Below are 15,649 nucleotides of genomic sequence, written 5' to 3' on the forward strand. Positions count from 1 at the left end.
TAAGGTTTTTTTTATATATTTGATAAATTTTAAATATATAAGCCATGAGTACCTATAGAAAACTTATCATTTGGCAAAAAGCCATGGACTTAGTAACAAAAACCTACAATTCCACAAAAAATTTTCCAAAAGAAGAAATCTTTGGATTGACTTCACAAATTAGAAGGTGTTCTATTTCTGTTCCTAGCAATATTGCTGAAGGACATGGAAGAGAAAGCAACAAAGAATACTTAAGATTTCTGAACATTTCAATTGGTTCATTGTTTGAACTACAAACCCAATTAGAAATCGCAAAAAATATAGAATATTTAACGGATAAGGATTTTAATAATCTTTACGAAGACAGTAGAGAACTAGAAAGAATGTTAGTTTCCTTCATAAACAAAATTAAAGAACGAAAGTAAAAACCTCAGTAACTAAAAACTTAGCTCCTTAGAGCCTAAAAATATGATCAACCTATTCAACACCCATATAGAATCATTATCCATCCACAGAGTTGGAAATAAAAGCCGTAATGAAGCTCTTTTCTTATCTGAGAATCCCTATGCTTTGAACGACGAAATTGTACCGTTGTTAAAGGAATATTTTTTTAAACCGTTTCGTGAAAAAGAAGAAAACTACTTTCAGTTTGCACACGATGTCGATTTGGAATACAACGAGATGTTCAACTTCGCTACGGAGATATTTACCAATCCAAGTAGTGTACACGACGTTTCTAAAAAGATTACCAAACATCTTTTTGAACAATCCAATCACCCACACATCAAGAATGGTGAAGTGTATGTAACCTATTTAACACATGTTTCTATAGACAATACTGTAGTTGATGCTATTGGGGTTTTTAAAAGCGAATTGCGCACCGATTTTCTTCAATTTGAAGAGAAAGACAGCAATCTTGAAATGATTTTGCAAGAGGGTGTTAATCTAAACAAACTGGACAAAGGTTGTTTGATTTTCAACCACAAAAAAGAAGAAGGCTACAAAATCTTAACTGTAGACAGCAACCGCTATGATGCACGCTATTGGTTAGAGCATTTCTTGTCGGTCGATGCGTTTCAAGACGAGAACTTCATGACGAAAAAGTATTTAAAATTCTGTCAGGAGTTTGCCAAAGAAGTCGTGTTTCCTGCGGAAGACAAAAAGCAAGAAGTCCTCTTTATGAATCGTGCGGTGAACCATTTTGCGAAAAACGACACCTTTGAAGAAACCTCGTTTTTGAATGAGGTGATGGACAATCCCGATTTGATTCCAGAATTTAAAAACTATAAAGCAGACAGAGGCGAAAAATATAGTATTGAAGATGTAACCTCCTTCCCTATTGCCAATGCGGCAGTAACTGATGCGCGTAAGTCTATCAAAAACGTCATCAACCTCGATACCAACATCCAAATCAAATTGGATTTTATCAATCCAGAAAGTGCCGAAAAATTTGTAGAAAAAGGATGGGATGAGGAAAAACAGATGTATTACTACCTAGTCTATTTCAATAAAGAACAAAAAGGATAATTCCTCCTTTATAAACAATCAAAATCCTCAGCAGTCCTTGTTGAGGATTTTTTGTTTTGTTAAAAAGTTTCAGTTTTAATTTTGGAACATGTATATTTATCCTGTTTTGAAAAAAGAACGGTATTGAAAACGATTGTTTGTGTTTTATTTATTCTCTTTTGCTATCACCCACTGATGGCACAGACAAACCCGTCTTCAAAATCGGATAGTCTTTACAAAAAAATTGAAACCTACGCCGATAACCGTCCTCTATTTCGATTGGTACATAAGCTCCTTTTTAAACCCGATGTTTCTGAAGAAAAAAACATTCAGAAAAAGCAAAAACACTCGATCCTTGTGGCCCATGACTATTCCAAATATTCTGGTAAAATCATTAGAAACATCCAGATTGAAACCTTCGACCCCTTCGGATTTTCTGTAACAGACCCCACACTAAAGCCTAGCCTTGCAATAGAACGACTGGGAAATGACCTGCATATAAAAACCAAAAAATGGACAATTCGAAATTTATTGCTCTTCAAAAAACATGAAGTTTTAGACTCTGTCTTGATAAAAGAATCGGAACGTCTCATTCGAAGTCAACGCTATGTGCGCAGCGTGGTGATTGTACCCATACCGCTAAAAAACAACAAAGATACCATAGATGTTTCTGTGCGGGTTCTTGACACTTGGAGTGGCATTGTCACTGGCGCCACGTCTAGTAGTAAAGCTAATTTGGACTTTACAGAACGAAATATTTTTGGTTTGGGACATGAATTGGACTTTAATTATCTTAAAAGTTTTACCAACAATACCGCCAAACCGTTGGGCTATGACACCAAATACACAGTACCTAATTTTAAAAACACCTACATAAGAACCACATTGGCAGCCAAAAACGATTTGAACGACAACACCTACCGAAGCGTTCGAATTGATCGCCCTTTTTATTCCACCTTAACGCATTGGGCTGGAGGATTTTATTATAATTATAATGCTTATTCGCAAAATGTAATAGCTGTTGATGAAACTGCTGTATTGCAAAATTTCAAAACCAAAACCTACGAGGGTTGGGGCGCACATGCCTTTAACATCTTCGGAACGCGTTCTGAGTTTGCTATAGGGTCGCATCTCATTTTTGCTATGGGGTATAGTAACACGTCCTATTTAAACAGACCCGATGTGACCCTAGACCCTATAAGCTATTTTGCCAGTTCCAAGACGGCCTTGGCTACTCTGGGAATTTCGAGTCAGCGGTATTATCAAGACACCTATCTGTTTCGTTTTGGCACCGTAGAAGACATTCCCTATGGAAAAGTACTCTCCATTACCGGTGGAGTAGAAAATAAAAACAATACCAACAGACCTTATCTGGGAAGTCGATTTTCCTATGGGAGTTATTTTACCTTTGGCTATCTTCAAGGCAATGTTGAATATGGCACGTTTTTCAATCACGGGAAACGAGAGCAAACCACCCTAAAAATTGAAGCCAATTATTTTACCGATTTAATTCCTTTGGGAAGTTGGCACTTCAGACAATTTATAAAACCCGTATTGGTTTTGGGCAGTAACCGTCTCGACACCAGCAAAGACCGTTTAACCCTGGTTGATGTCAATGGTATTCCTGGTTTTAACAGTGCACCACTCATTGGAACCAAAAAATTCTTGACCACCTTTCAGACCCAAATGTACAATCAAAAAAACTGGTATGGCTTTAATTTTAGCCCGTTTTTTAATGTCACTCTAGGCTTTTTAGACGAAGGAAACAACGTGTTTTTTGGAAACAAAATGTATTCTCAAATTGGGGTTGGCATGCTCGTAAACAACAGTTATTTGGTGTTTAGTAGCTTTCAATTGTCTTTTTCTTACTATCCCTCCTTGCCTATTGACGGCAGCAACATCATCAAGACCAATGCATTTCAAAATTCCAACATTGAGTTTCACGACTTTCAAATTGGACAACCTTATGTAGTGCCCTATCAGTAGTGTTGTTTCGTGACATCTTTTATAAAAAGTTGGAAGATAGAAGTTGAAAAGTTGAATTTTGATTTTTTAAGTTGATTTTAAGATTTTTACTAGTATCAAAGGCACACAAAATTAATATCCTGTTAAAGTAGACTGCTTTTTTTTTAGAATATTATTTATAGTTTTACCCTTCCAATGGTAATGTTATGACTAAAAAAGTACACTCATTTTTCTTCTTTGCTCTGTTGATTTGCATGAAATCAATGGGTCAAGTTGTCCTACCTCAATTGGTTTTTGACGCAGAAAAGAAAGGTCCAAACACCATTTACTACAAGTTTCATAATGGTATTCAAATGATTGAAATCGATTATAATAATTATGAAAAAGCCAGAGTTGATTTTGAAGACGGTATCAGACCCATCAATAGCATAAGACCTCGAAATTACGGTCACAATACCCTCATATTAAGAAATGAAAAAGGCGAACTTTTACATCAATACAATCTTAGAAGAGTGCCTTTTAAAGCCACCGATTTTATTGCTTGTGATCAACCCATGTTGACTTTGACGCATTTGAGAAAAATAACCTCCAAGCATGAAGCTAAATCCAATTATCCTTCCTACGGAAGCTATCGTTATTATGTTACTGAAAATAATAAAGCGGGCGTCATTGACACTTTAGGAACTCCGGTTTTGGACGTTATTTATGATGGCATACAATCGTATAATTACAATTACAACATAACAAGTTATGGATTTAGGGATAACGAAACCGAGGTGATTAGCAGTTATACCATGCAACGCAACGGAAAATGGGGATTTAAAAACGACAACATTACTATTGAACCCAAATTTGAAGCACTGCTTCCGTTGAAAGAAAATGTGTTACGAATAAAAAAAGCCAACCAATTTGGGTTAATAAATTACAAAGAAGAAACACTTTTAGCAACTATATATTCTGATTTACTTTACAAAAATGACTTTTATCTTTATACTAAAGCAGCCATTGATAATCAAGACCCATACAACACTTTTTACGGAATTATCGATGCGCATTTTAAACTAAAAACGCAACCGATTTACAGAAATCTTGAAGATATAATTGAGAACTACTACCCTTCTGGAAAATATTGGGCATGTAAAACTGATGGTTGTGGCGCATTAGACAAAAACGGAAATGAAATTTCGAAGTTTAACTATGGTGCGATGCCTCAAAACCCCTACAACAAGTATTATAGAACAACGGCCTTTAGCGATGGCAACAAACATTATATTTTGAATTTAGATTTTGAAGAAATTGGAAAGGGCTACGATTTAATTTATGATTGGAACAACCTACTCTTTACTGTAAAAAAAGGCACTAAATATGGCTTGATTGATTTGAATAGTAAAGTAGTGCTTCCATGTGAATATGACGCTATTTGGGAGGAATCTAGAAATGAATTGGGTACTTTAATAAAAGACAAAAAATACGGCGTCCTTACCAACAAAGGAATTGTTGTAATTCCGTGTACCTATAATGATTTATACTTTACTATTGATAATACCATTGTGGCAACAAGTATCAGTCCAAATGATAAAAGCAATCGAGATAGAAAAGTTGGCTTACTCGATGAAAAGGGCAACCTCATGTCGTCGTTTATTTATGATGAAATTGAAACCATTGATTACGGGTTTTATCGTGTTAGAATAAAAGATAAATATGGCATTTTAAACAAACAAGGCAAAGAAATTACACCCATAAAGTATGATGAAGTTTACCACTATCGCAACGGATTTTGCATTGCCAAAATTGATTTTGGATACGGGTATATCAATTCGCTTGGAAAAGAAATCACCCATTTCTATTATGAAAAACCCACCGATTTCAATTATGATGCCAACCATAAACTCTCAGCAAAAGTCATACTTGCTGGAACAGAAATCGTGATTGATGAAAATGGACATACAATCAAGTAGTAAAAACGGTACTATTTAGTTTTCTGTTTTTAAATTGGTTAGACTATCAGTTGTTTTTTTACAACTTCTATACAACAACTTCTTTAGATAATAAATAACTTAATGAAGTTAAAAGTTTCATTTACGAAGTTAAAAATTTTATTTAGGAAGTTAAAAATTTCATTAATGAAATTAAAAGCATAATACTTAAATTAAAATATTTTAATTATAAAATTAAAAATTTCATATAAAACACAAATAATTTTATTATTGAATTAAAAAATATTATTAATAATACTATAAAATTCATAACTAAAATAAAAAATATTATAAATGAAACTAAAAGCTAAGTTAATAATACAAAATGTTTCAAATTGAAAACTATTTTTTGTATCTTGCTTCCTATTTAAAAATGTAACTAACATGAAACTAAGCCAAAACAACATCGACACGGGTAAATTAATAGAAATTTATATTACTAAAAACCGAATTTCTAAGACCGAATTGGGAAGAAAAATTAATAGAAAAGGAATTTCTATTTTACGATTTATAGAAAGTCCAAGCATGCAAACAGGTATTTTGATAGACATTTGCCATGCTGTTAAACATAACTTTTTGCATGATTTAGCAATTCAATTACCTTCAGATTTTACCAAAAATGAAGTGGAAGACACCGAAAGAATTTCGAAAGAAAACGAAATGAAAGCACTAATCAATATGCTTCAAGAGGAAAATAACACCTTGAGAATTCAAAACGAATTGTTGATGAAGTTGAAAGGGTGATTTTTAAGAGTAAATTAAAGCTATAGATATTGTTGCTTTCCATCCCAAAAAAGAATTCCCTACCTTTGCCAAAAATACTACGCAATGAATACTTTTGAGCAATTTAATCTTCCTAAATCTTTACAAAAAGCCGTCGACGAAATGGGATTGACTACCCCAACGCCTATTCAAGAAAAGTCTTTTTCTGTAATTATGTCGGGACGCGATGTGATGGGAATTGCGCAAACCGGTACTGGTAAGACTTTAGCCTATTTATTACCATTACTTAAACAATGGAAGTTTGCTGCAACCGATGCTCCACGAGTGATTATTTTAGTGCCTACTCGTGAGTTAGTGGTTCAAATTGTGGATGTGATTGAACAATTAACCCAATACATGTCGGTGCGAACCCTTGGTGTTTATGGTGGTGTAAACATCAATACCCAGAAAAAAGCAGTATACGAAGGTGTCGATATTTTGGTGGGAACACCAGGAAGAACAATGGATTTGGCACTAGACAATGTGGTGCGTTTTGATTCGTTACAAAAATTGGTCATCGATGAATTTGATGAAATCCTAAATCTCGGATTCCGATTTCAAGTGACTTCCTTGCTGTCTATGATGCGCACCAAAAAGCAAAACATCCTCTTCTCTGCCACCATGACCGATGAAGTTGATGAAATGTTGGAAGACTTTTTTGAATTGCCCGAAGAAGTTTCGCTAGCCCCCTCGGGAACGCCATTAGAAAAAATTGAACAATTAGGGTATGCTACTCCCAACTTTTTAACCAAACTCAATTTGTTGAATCATTTGCTTTCTACAGACAACAGCATGTCGAGGGTCTTGATTTTTGCAAACAACAAGAAAACGGTAGATTTGATTGCTACTAGTATTGAAGAAAAATATCCCGAACAATTTGGTGTGATTCATTCTAACAAATCTCAAAATTACCGTTTGAATACGATGGCCTCGTTTCAAGCAGGCGAATTGCGAGGCATCATCACTACCGATGTGATGGCACGAGGATTAGACATTTCGGATGTGACTCATGTCATTAACTTTGAGTTTACTGAAATTCCAGAACAATACATTCACAGAATTGGTCGTACAGGTCGTGCCGATAAATCGGGTATCGCAATCAGTTTCATCAGTCCAAAGGAAGAAGAAATTCAAATTCAAGCTGAGATTTTGATGGAAAAAGAAATCACTTTTATAGATTTTCCAGAAGACGTTGAAGTTGCTGAGCGCTTGTTGGAATTTGAAAAAGCCCGCAAAAAAGTAAAGCAACTTTTAAAAAGACCAAAGATGGAAGGCGGTGCTGCGTTTCATGAAAAGGCAAAAAAGAATCAGAAAGTCAATTTGGGTGGCCCTAGTAAAACCAAACCTCGAAAAACAGAACCCCGAAACCGAGGCGCTGAACGAAAAAAAGCAGCTAAGAATAAGAAAAAATAACTCAACATGTGTATGGTTTTGTTTGAACTTTTACATCGGATAGGCTTTACATTTTTAAACTTTTTGCTATTTTTGACAAATCAAAAACACGGAACGTTTTTAGAATCAAACTTTGTGCGTAAACTCTAATTGGAAATGCAATTTAAATACCCCGAAATTCTCTATTTTTTATGTGCGCTCATCGTACCAATCTTGGTTCATTTGTTCCAATTGCGCAAATTCAAAACAGAACATTTCACTAATGTAAAATTTTTAAGAGAACTTGCCATTCAAACTCGTAAGAGTTCCAAAATTAAAAAATACCTTCTACTTGCTACACGTTTGTTATTGCTGACTTTTTTAATAATTGCTTTTGCACAGCCTTTTTTCAAAGGAACCGACAGTCAACATGCCAAGAATGAATTGTATATTATATTGGATAATTCCTATAGTATGCAAGCCAAAGGAAAAAAAGGAGAACTCCTTAAACGTGCCGTACAAGACTTATTAGAACACACTCCAGAACAAGCTAATTTTTCGTTGATAACATGTAGTGATAGTTATTGGAATACCGATATCAAATCGATACAAAAGGATTTACAAAGTTTGACCTATAGTGCTACTCCTTTTCAATTGGACCAACTTCTGGCAAAAATAAAATCGCACCAATCGGCATTTCAAAAAGATATCGTAGTCATTACTGATGGTGTCGGACTTAAACCTGAACAGACGAAAGGCATACAAGAAGATGAACACCTCTATTTTGTTTTACCAGAAGCAGAAAAAACGAATAACGTATCGATTGACAGTGTTTTTATTCAGAAAACCATGGATCGTTTTTATGAAATTGGAGTCAAATTGAATGCGTATGGCGCTGAGGTCGAAGATTTGCCTATCGCCTTGTACAACAATTCTAAATTGGTTGCAAAAACCATGATTTCATTTGAAGGTGCTTCTAAAATAGTTCCTTTTACCATCCCAAAAGAAGACTTTCACGGATATGTTACCATCAGTGACAACAGCTTGGACTTTGATAATCAATATTATTTTTCGCTTTCGAAACCACAAAAAAGCAGTGTTTTGAGTATTGGAGAAGCAGAGAAAAGTTCTTTTCTTGCTAAAATTTATCAAGCGGACGAGTTTAATTATACCAACTTCCCTCTTGAAACCTTAGATTACAACCTTATTGATAAACAAGATGCGATTGTACTCAACGAGTTGAAAGAAATTCCACAAGCGCTTCAAACCACATTAAAAGCATTTGCTGAAAAAGGTGGAAACGTAATTTTTATTCCAAATGCAACTAGTACGTTAGCAAATTGCAATGCCTTTCTAGCGCAAATAGGAGGCGTGCAATTCAAGACTTTGACAGGCCTTGAAAAAATGGTAACGACTATTAATTATAATCATCCTCTTTTCACAGGTGTTTTTGAAAAGAAAGTAACAAATTTTCAATATCCTTTCACCAAACAATCTTTTACAACAGACCAATCGGCGCCGAGCTTGTTAGAATATAATGATCAATCTCCCTTTTTATCTGCGGTACCACATGGTCTTTCTGCTGTTTACATCTTTACAGCTCCTCTTAACAAATCGAATAGTAATTTTTTACTTTCGCCTCTCGTGGTTCCAACTTTTTACAAAATGGGACAAAATGCACAAAAAGCTGGAATTACAGCAATGACTATTGGAAACAGCACCCCCTATATTGTAACGAGTGTAATAGGAAAAGACGAAATTTTAACGATTCAAAATACTTCAGAACGTTTTATTCCCTTGCAACAAATCTTGAACAATAAGATAAAATTGACTTTTCAAGAAAGTCCGAAACAAGCTGGAAATTATACCATTTTAAACAATAAAAAGACCATTGATCACATTAGTTTTAATTACAATCGAATAGAGAGTGACATTACCCAAGTTCAAGATGATGTGGCCTCCGATTTCAAAGAAATTAGTAGTGTAGACCATATTTTTGACACACTTCATGCCAATCGAGCAGACAATCAAATATGGAAATGGTTTATGTATCTCACTCTATTATTTTTGGTTCTTGAGGTATTAATTCAAAAATATGTAAAATGAAAATCATCATCAGAGCGGCAAAAATAATCGACAGTAAAAATCCTTTTCACAATCAGGTTGTCGATATTCAAATCAACCAAAATCGTTTTGAAAAAATTGGTAAAAATTTGCCTCTTGAAAAAGATTATGAAGAATTTAGCCATCCTGGATTACATCTTTCTCAGGGTTGGTTTGACAGCAGCGTATCTTTTGGAGAACCTGGTTATGAAGATTGCGAAACGATTCCACACGGATTAACAGTAGCTGCGAAAAGTGGTTTCACAGGCATTGCACTTCAACCCCATACCTTTCCTATTCTGGATCACCAAGCTTTAATTCGGTTTGTCCAGCAAAAAGCACAAGGTTGCTCCACAGAATTATTTCCTATCGGCGCCATGACCAAAAATAGTGAAGGAAAGGATTTGGCCGAACTGTTTGATATGAAAAATGCGGGAGCCATTGCCTTTGGCGATTACAAAAAAAATTGCACGAATTCGAATGTGTTAAAAATTGCTCTTCAATACGTACAAGATTTTGATGGATTAGTCATGGCCTATTGTGAAGACCCAATGGTAAAAGGAAAAGGGATTGTCCATGAGGGAGTTGTTGCTACCCAATTGGGATTGAAAGGGATTCCAGCCATTGCAGAGGAACTTATGGTGGCACGAAACCTCGCTCTTGTAGCATATACGGGTGGACAGCTTCATATCCCTACTGTGTCAAGTGCTGGATCGGTTGCATTGATTCGAGACGCTAAAGCCAAAGGGATTGCTGTAACGTGTAGTGTCGCCGTACATCATTTGGTTTTGACCGAAGAAACACTCACGGATTTTGATACGAATTTTAAAATTTCACCTCCTTTACGAAGTGAACATGATCGAATGGCTCTAATCGCGGGCGTTTTGGATGATACCATTGACCTCATCACTTCTGACCATACTCCTGTTTCGATCGAAGATAAAAACGTAGAATTTGATATAGCAAAAGAGGGAACGATTGGTTTAGAAAGCACTTTTGGTGCCCTTTTAACGGTACTTCCTTTAGAAAAAACAATAGAAAAACTAACGGCTGCAAGGACTATTTTTAACATAAAATCAACACCTATTTGCGAAGGAAATGACGTAAATATAACTCTTTTTACACCCGATTCGGACTGGACTTTTACTGCACAACATATTTTATCTACATCCAAAAACTCAGCCTTTATTAATCAATCCATGAAAGGACGCGTCATAGGCACCTATCATCAAGGTATTTTAACCCTAGCATAATGGACAAACAACTCATAGAAGAAGGAAAATCAACTGCAATTATAAGTTATATTTTAATTGTAGGGGCATTAATTGCGATATCAATCAATGCTGATAAAAAAAATGCTTTTGCGTCATTTCATATTCGACAGGGCTTGGGATTATCCTTAACTTTTGTAGTCTTAGGGCTTTCTATTAGTCATTTTGAAAACTTAATGATTGCCGCTTCCATGTGGATATTTATCTCTATTCTAACTATTTACGGGGTTTTTACTGCTGCTCGAGGAGAAACTACACCGTTGCCGCTATTAGGAAAAGGGTATCAAAAATGGTTTCGTTCGTTTTAATCGTTTTTGATATAAATCCAACCCGACTTAGAGGAACTTTCGGAATAAAAATCAATCACATAAAAATATGTTCCGTCGGGCAATAGTCCTCCCGTTTCGTTCTGACCATGCCATTCATTAAGGTAATTTTCTTTTTCGTACACTTTCTTCCCCCAACGGTTATAAATTTCAAGTTTTTTAACCTGAAAAGCAGTCAAATCAAACGAATCATTGTTAGCATCGTTGTTAGGTGAAATCACATTGGGAATGTCACAATGATTTTTGCTAAGCGTTATGGATTTTGTTTGTGAGCATCCATTGACTTCTGTAACACTCAGTAAAAATGTATAAGAGGCAGTGTCTGAATTGAAGTAATTTGTTACTTCTATTGATTCGTTAGTTCCAATAGATAAATTATTGAAAGTCCATTGCAAAGCGGCCGTATTTGGATTAAAGTTATGGGCGCTAATCTTGATATAAAGCTTATTTTCTTGACAATAGCTATCAATATCAAAATCCAATTGATTTGCTACAGTCAGTTGTAAGTTTGTCGGTACCGCACATTGGTCCTCATTGGGTGTGAATAAATACGTTGTCGTTTGAAACGGATTGATATCGGGCGACCATGTTCCTTTTATACCATTATCTGATACCAAGGGTAAACTAAATTGTGTGCTGTTTCCATAACAAAGTGTATTAATCGTAGTAAAAAGTGGGGTGCTTTTAGGAATAACAACCACCGTCATTTGTGTTGTAGAAACGCAGCTTCCTGCAGTTGGATTGAAAAAATAAGTTGTGGTTTGAGTATTGTTGAATGTTGGTGTCCATGTTCCTGAAAATCCATTATCAGAAGTAGTAGGTAAAAATATTCCAGAAGTTCCTTGACAAATTGGTGGCATTTGTGTAAATATAGGTGCTTTAATAGTAACCCAATTGGTAATCGATACGTTGTAGGAGCACCCTACTGTACTCGTTAAATGACTAAAATTAATTTGTTGCGAAACCGTTACATGATTTACAATAACCTGAGCGGTTCCGTTTGGAGCAAGCGTCACAGTTTGAGTACCCCCTTGATTGATGGTATAGGTTAAAACATCTCCAGGATATCCTACAATAGAGAAAATAGCATTTTCACCTGGACAAATCGTACCATTGGAAGTAATTGTAGGCATGATAAACTGAGTTCCACATACTGTAATTTCTGGTGGCGAGACAAAATCATAAGACGGAATAGTTTCATTTAAAGAAGACCCATCCCCTATTGATCCTCTCACTCGGTGTCCGACATAACCATATTTTGAAGCACATTGTTTGATAAGTGCGCATGTATGTCCTCCTGCTTCAGCAAATGAAATACTATCTGAACTTGAAATTCCAAGCGGTACATCGAGATAGTTAATCCCTCCATCAATAATATCTCCTCCATCTGCTCTACCAATCATATAATAACTGTTACAACCCGCAGTATATATAGTTCCATTGGTTTTAATAAGCGCTAAAGCTGCAAAATTTTCATCATGTTCATTCCCTGAAATCCAGGCTGCATCGGTAATAATTGAACCATCAGGATTTAAGGCATTGACCCATACTGTTCTAGTTACAGCAGTACGATCACCCAATTCTCCATATTCATTATCACCCAAAGCGTAAACTTTTTTATCTGTACCTAGAATATAATACGAGATATTTGCATAGGAAGACATTGAATTTTCATTTGAAGTCGCCTGAATCATTTTAACACCTGTAAGGCCAGCAGGTAGAGTCATTTGAGTAGCATAATATTGGTTGGCACTTTGTGACCCATCACCTAAAAAGGCTTGACGACCCCAGGTCCATAATGTTCCATCATTTTTCAAGGCAAAACCTGTTGCTGAAGAACCCCTGGCCACTATAATATTGGTGAGTGGCTCTGTTGTATTAATCCTCACTTGACTCCATTGAGTTGCGTTTCCTATGCCTCCATCGCCACGAGTTAATGCATTCTGAGCCAAAGCAAAAACCTCTCCTTGACACGTTGTTATCAGCAAAGTTCCAGAAGATGCAAACATCATTTTTACTTGTTCGGGAACAACTCCAAAAGGCAAGCCATCTGGTTTATTATCGACAATCAACTTTTGAAATGTTGAAGAAGTTGTAAGGGCATCATCTAAAACTGTTCCCTCCGTTCCTAATACAAATAATCCATCAGAAGTCAAAACAATCAATTGAACATTAAGTCCGAAATTTGAACCTAATGCCATTTTATAAATAGTTCCCGTCAAAGCAGGATAAGCAGTAACATCAAAATTGATAGGTGACAAAACATTTGTAACCCCATCATTGCCTAAATATTCCCCCCATACTTTCCATGTACCTGAAGGTTCCTTAATGAATGATGAATGAAACGAAGAACACATATTATCATAGGCAATAGTCGCTGCATCATCATTGGAAAGTATTCCCGCATTTGAATTGCACGAGGTTTCTACACATTGTGCATAAGTATGCCACATCATCCCTAAGGAGATAGCAAAAAAACATACTATTTTTATAAAACTTTTCAATTTTCAATTTTTATGGGTATGGATTGTACCTTGTGATTGAGGTCTATAAAATCGAATACAATAACACCCTGTTGTGCTGCATTTCCTTGTAATTGATATGTTATAGTATATGTTCCTGTATGAAATACTTTTTGATTCTCCGAGGGTGTTGCCTTAATGGTTATTCCAATGCCCGCGGTAGAAACCGTTCCTATGTCGCTACTCACTTCCTGATTCCTATACGTCTTCACATCAATGGGTATTGATAGTATTTCCCCTTGTAATTCGATTCCTTTTTTTATAGGTTTAGAAAAAACGAGTTCCTCAGATCGAAATGTACATTTAACTGAGTACACGGTAACAAAGATTTTTTGTGGAAATTTATGCCCTGAACAAGCCTCTAAATGGTCTTGTTTTGGTGTGGTTACATCTATGGTATACTTTCCGGGTGTTTCAAAAACATATTGATTGATGGTACTTTCGTTTAGAAGTATTTCTTTTGTTCCTAGATGAATCGTAAATAGAGTATTTTGTGGTATTTTTTTCAAGTGAATCGATTCTCCAAACGATATAGAAAGCGTGTGCTGCCCGTGAACAAGGAACAGACAACAAAAAAAACAAAAAATAATATATCGTATTTGGTTTTTCAATGGAGTAAACTCGTTGATTTTTTATACTTTTAGGCTTTCTTTTTAAAGAAGACTAAATACTTGTTTTAACAAAAATACATTTTTATTAACTAATATCAAACAAATTAAATGACTTTAAACTATTTAATTAAAGAGCCTACTGAAAAAAATAAAGACCGCTATCCCCTATTGCTGTTACTTCATGGATATGGTAGTAATGAAAAAGATTTATTTTCATTCGCTTCTGAATTGCCAAACGATTGTTATATTATTTCATTACAAGCTCCCTATGAAATGATGCATGATAGCTATGCGTGGTATGCCATTCATTTTGACGCTGATGAAAACAAATTTTCAGATAACAAACAGGCCCAACAATCCCGTAATTTGATTGTCGCCTTTATTGATGACCTTATTGCAAAATATCCCCTACAAGCAGATGATGTTACATTAATTGGCTTTAGCCAAGGAAGTATTTTGAGCTATGCTATAGCAGTCTCCTATCCTACTAAAATAAGAAGAGTAGTAGCTTTGAGTGGCTATTTTAATGAAGAGATAGCGACTGAGGACTATGCGAAAAACGATTTGAGCACATTACGTATTTTTGCCTCTCATGGCACTGTAGATCAGGTAATCCCAGTATCATGGGCTCAAAATTCATATCAAAAATTACAAGCCCTCAACATAGATATTGTATACAAAGAATACACCGTGGGACATGGCGTAGCTCCACAAAATTTTTATGATTTCAAGAATTGGTTGCTTGAAGGTTAAAATTATTCTTGACCTTCTTCCCCTGGATTATCACTACCCGTCACTTTGCTTCCCATTTCTGCATCGCCTGTGTATACCTTTACACCTGCTTTAAGCAATGAAAACCCATTACTTTGAATCAGTTGGTAGTCTTGAAACGCCCACGTTTTAGGTGCTGTCTTGCTTAAAATAATTGACTTTTCATCTGGAAGAAAGACCTCTGCTTTATCACCACTTTCATTAAAAAGCACAAAAGCACAAAGTGTTACATCTTCTGTCGATGCATTATTCACAGGATTTAATTGAATTCCTGTAAAAGCTTTAACACATTCTTTATTTAACTTAGACCACGTATAACCTGCAGAGGCTAGACATCCATTTTCATCTTGGTCGGCTCCTACTATAGTTGAATCCTTAGGCTGTTTTTTGTCGACATTAGATTGAGGACTGTCTGTCTTTTTACAAGAAACAAACGAAACCAACACCCATATTATTAGAAAAATCTTTTTATACATTTTTTATTAT

General features: G+C 35.5%; 13 protein-coding genes. 10 read left to right on the plus strand and 3 right to left on the minus strand.

Annotation, left to right across the window (positions count from 1 at the left end):
- Nucleotides 1–44 precede the first annotated feature (44 nt).
- The 9 genes from CLV55_RS09965 to CLV55_RS10005 all read left to right on the plus strand — a co-directional run bounded on the left by CLV55_RS09965 (nt 45) and on the right by CLV55_RS10005 (nt 11,241).
- Nucleotides 45–404 carry a four helix bundle protein gene (locus CLV55_RS09965; RefSeq protein ID WP_112113648.1) on the plus strand — a complete coding sequence of 120 codons (360 nt, stop codon included), beginning with the start codon at nt 45–47 and terminating at the stop codon, nt 402–404.
- A gap of 43 nt (nt 405–447) precedes the next feature.
- Nucleotides 448–1,506, plus strand: a complete 1,059-nt coding sequence (locus CLV55_RS09970) for a nucleoid-associated protein (RefSeq protein WP_112113649.1) — start codon at nt 448–450, stop codon at nt 1,504–1,506.
- 174 nt (nt 1,507–1,680) lie between these two features.
- Entirely contained in the window at nt 1,681–3,471 is a 1,791-nt protein-coding gene (locus CLV55_RS09975) for a BamA/TamA family outer membrane protein (protein WP_112113650.1), read from the plus strand.
- 242 nt (nt 3,472–3,713) lie between these two features.
- Nucleotides 3,714–5,408, plus strand: a complete 1,695-nt coding sequence (locus tag CLV55_RS09980; RefSeq protein WP_211306491.1) for a WG repeat-containing protein — start codon at nt 3,714–3,716, stop codon at nt 5,406–5,408.
- 402 nt (nt 5,409–5,810) lie between these two features.
- Nucleotides 5,811–6,170 carry a hypothetical protein gene (locus CLV55_RS09985; protein ID WP_112113652.1) on the plus strand — a complete coding sequence of 120 codons (360 nt, stop codon included), beginning with the start codon at nt 5,811–5,813 and terminating at the stop codon, nt 6,168–6,170.
- 84 nt (nt 6,171–6,254) lie between these two features.
- Complete coding sequence (locus CLV55_RS09990; RefSeq protein WP_112113653.1) at nt 6,255–7,601, plus strand: DEAD/DEAH box helicase; 1,347 nt, start codon at nt 6,255–6,257, stop codon at nt 7,599–7,601.
- Between the two features lie 135 nt (nt 7,602–7,736).
- Complete coding sequence (locus CLV55_RS09995) at nt 7,737–9,665, plus strand: vWA domain-containing protein (protein WP_112113654.1); 1,929 nt, start codon at nt 7,737–7,739, stop codon at nt 9,663–9,665.
- Complete coding sequence (locus tag CLV55_RS10000) at nt 9,662–10,915, plus strand: dihydroorotase (protein WP_112113655.1); 1,254 nt, start codon at nt 9,662–9,664, stop codon at nt 10,913–10,915. The genes CLV55_RS09995 and CLV55_RS10000 overlap by 4 nt, the downstream gene beginning before the upstream one ends.
- Nucleotides 10,915–11,241: a hypothetical protein gene (locus CLV55_RS10005; RefSeq protein WP_112113656.1), complete on the plus strand. Its 327-nt coding sequence runs from the start codon at nt 10,915–10,917 to the stop codon at nt 11,239–11,241. Before CLV55_RS10000 ends, CLV55_RS10005 begins: the two co-directional genes overlap by 1 nt.
- Here the strand turns inward: CLV55_RS10005 and CLV55_RS10010 are convergent.
- Together CLV55_RS10010 and CLV55_RS10015 are read right to left on the minus strand one after the other, a co-directional pair.
- Nucleotides 11,238–13,763, minus strand: a complete 2,526-nt coding sequence (locus CLV55_RS10010) for a T9SS type B sorting domain-containing protein (protein ID WP_146739559.1) — start codon at nt 13,761–13,763, stop codon at nt 11,238–11,240. The genes CLV55_RS10005 and CLV55_RS10010 overlap by 4 nt on opposite strands.
- Entirely contained in the window at nt 13,760–14,290 is a 531-nt protein-coding gene (locus CLV55_RS10015; RefSeq protein WP_112113658.1) for a hypothetical protein, read from the minus strand. The genes CLV55_RS10010 and CLV55_RS10015 overlap by 4 nt, the downstream gene beginning before the upstream one ends.
- A gap of 210 nt (nt 14,291–14,500) precedes the next feature.
- Between CLV55_RS10015 and CLV55_RS10020 the strand changes: the two genes are divergently transcribed.
- Entirely contained in the window at nt 14,501–15,145 is a 645-nt protein-coding gene (locus CLV55_RS10020) for an alpha/beta hydrolase (protein ID WP_112113659.1), read from the plus strand.
- Nucleotides 15,146–15,147: 2 nt separating this feature from the next.
- On the opposite strand, the gene CLV55_RS10025 is transcribed toward CLV55_RS10020, so the two are convergent.
- The gene (locus tag CLV55_RS10025) at nt 15,148–15,639 is read right to left on the minus strand and encodes a hypothetical protein (RefSeq protein WP_112113660.1); all 492 of its coding nucleotides are present in this window, start codon (nt 15,637–15,639) and stop codon (nt 15,148–15,150) included.
- Nucleotides 15,640–15,649: the final 10 nt, after the last annotated feature.

It is taken from the genome of Flavobacterium aciduliphilum, assembly GCF_003268855.1.
GTDB classification, from domain to species: domain Bacteria; phylum Bacteroidota; class Bacteroidia; order Flavobacteriales; family Flavobacteriaceae; genus Flavobacterium; species Flavobacterium aciduliphilum.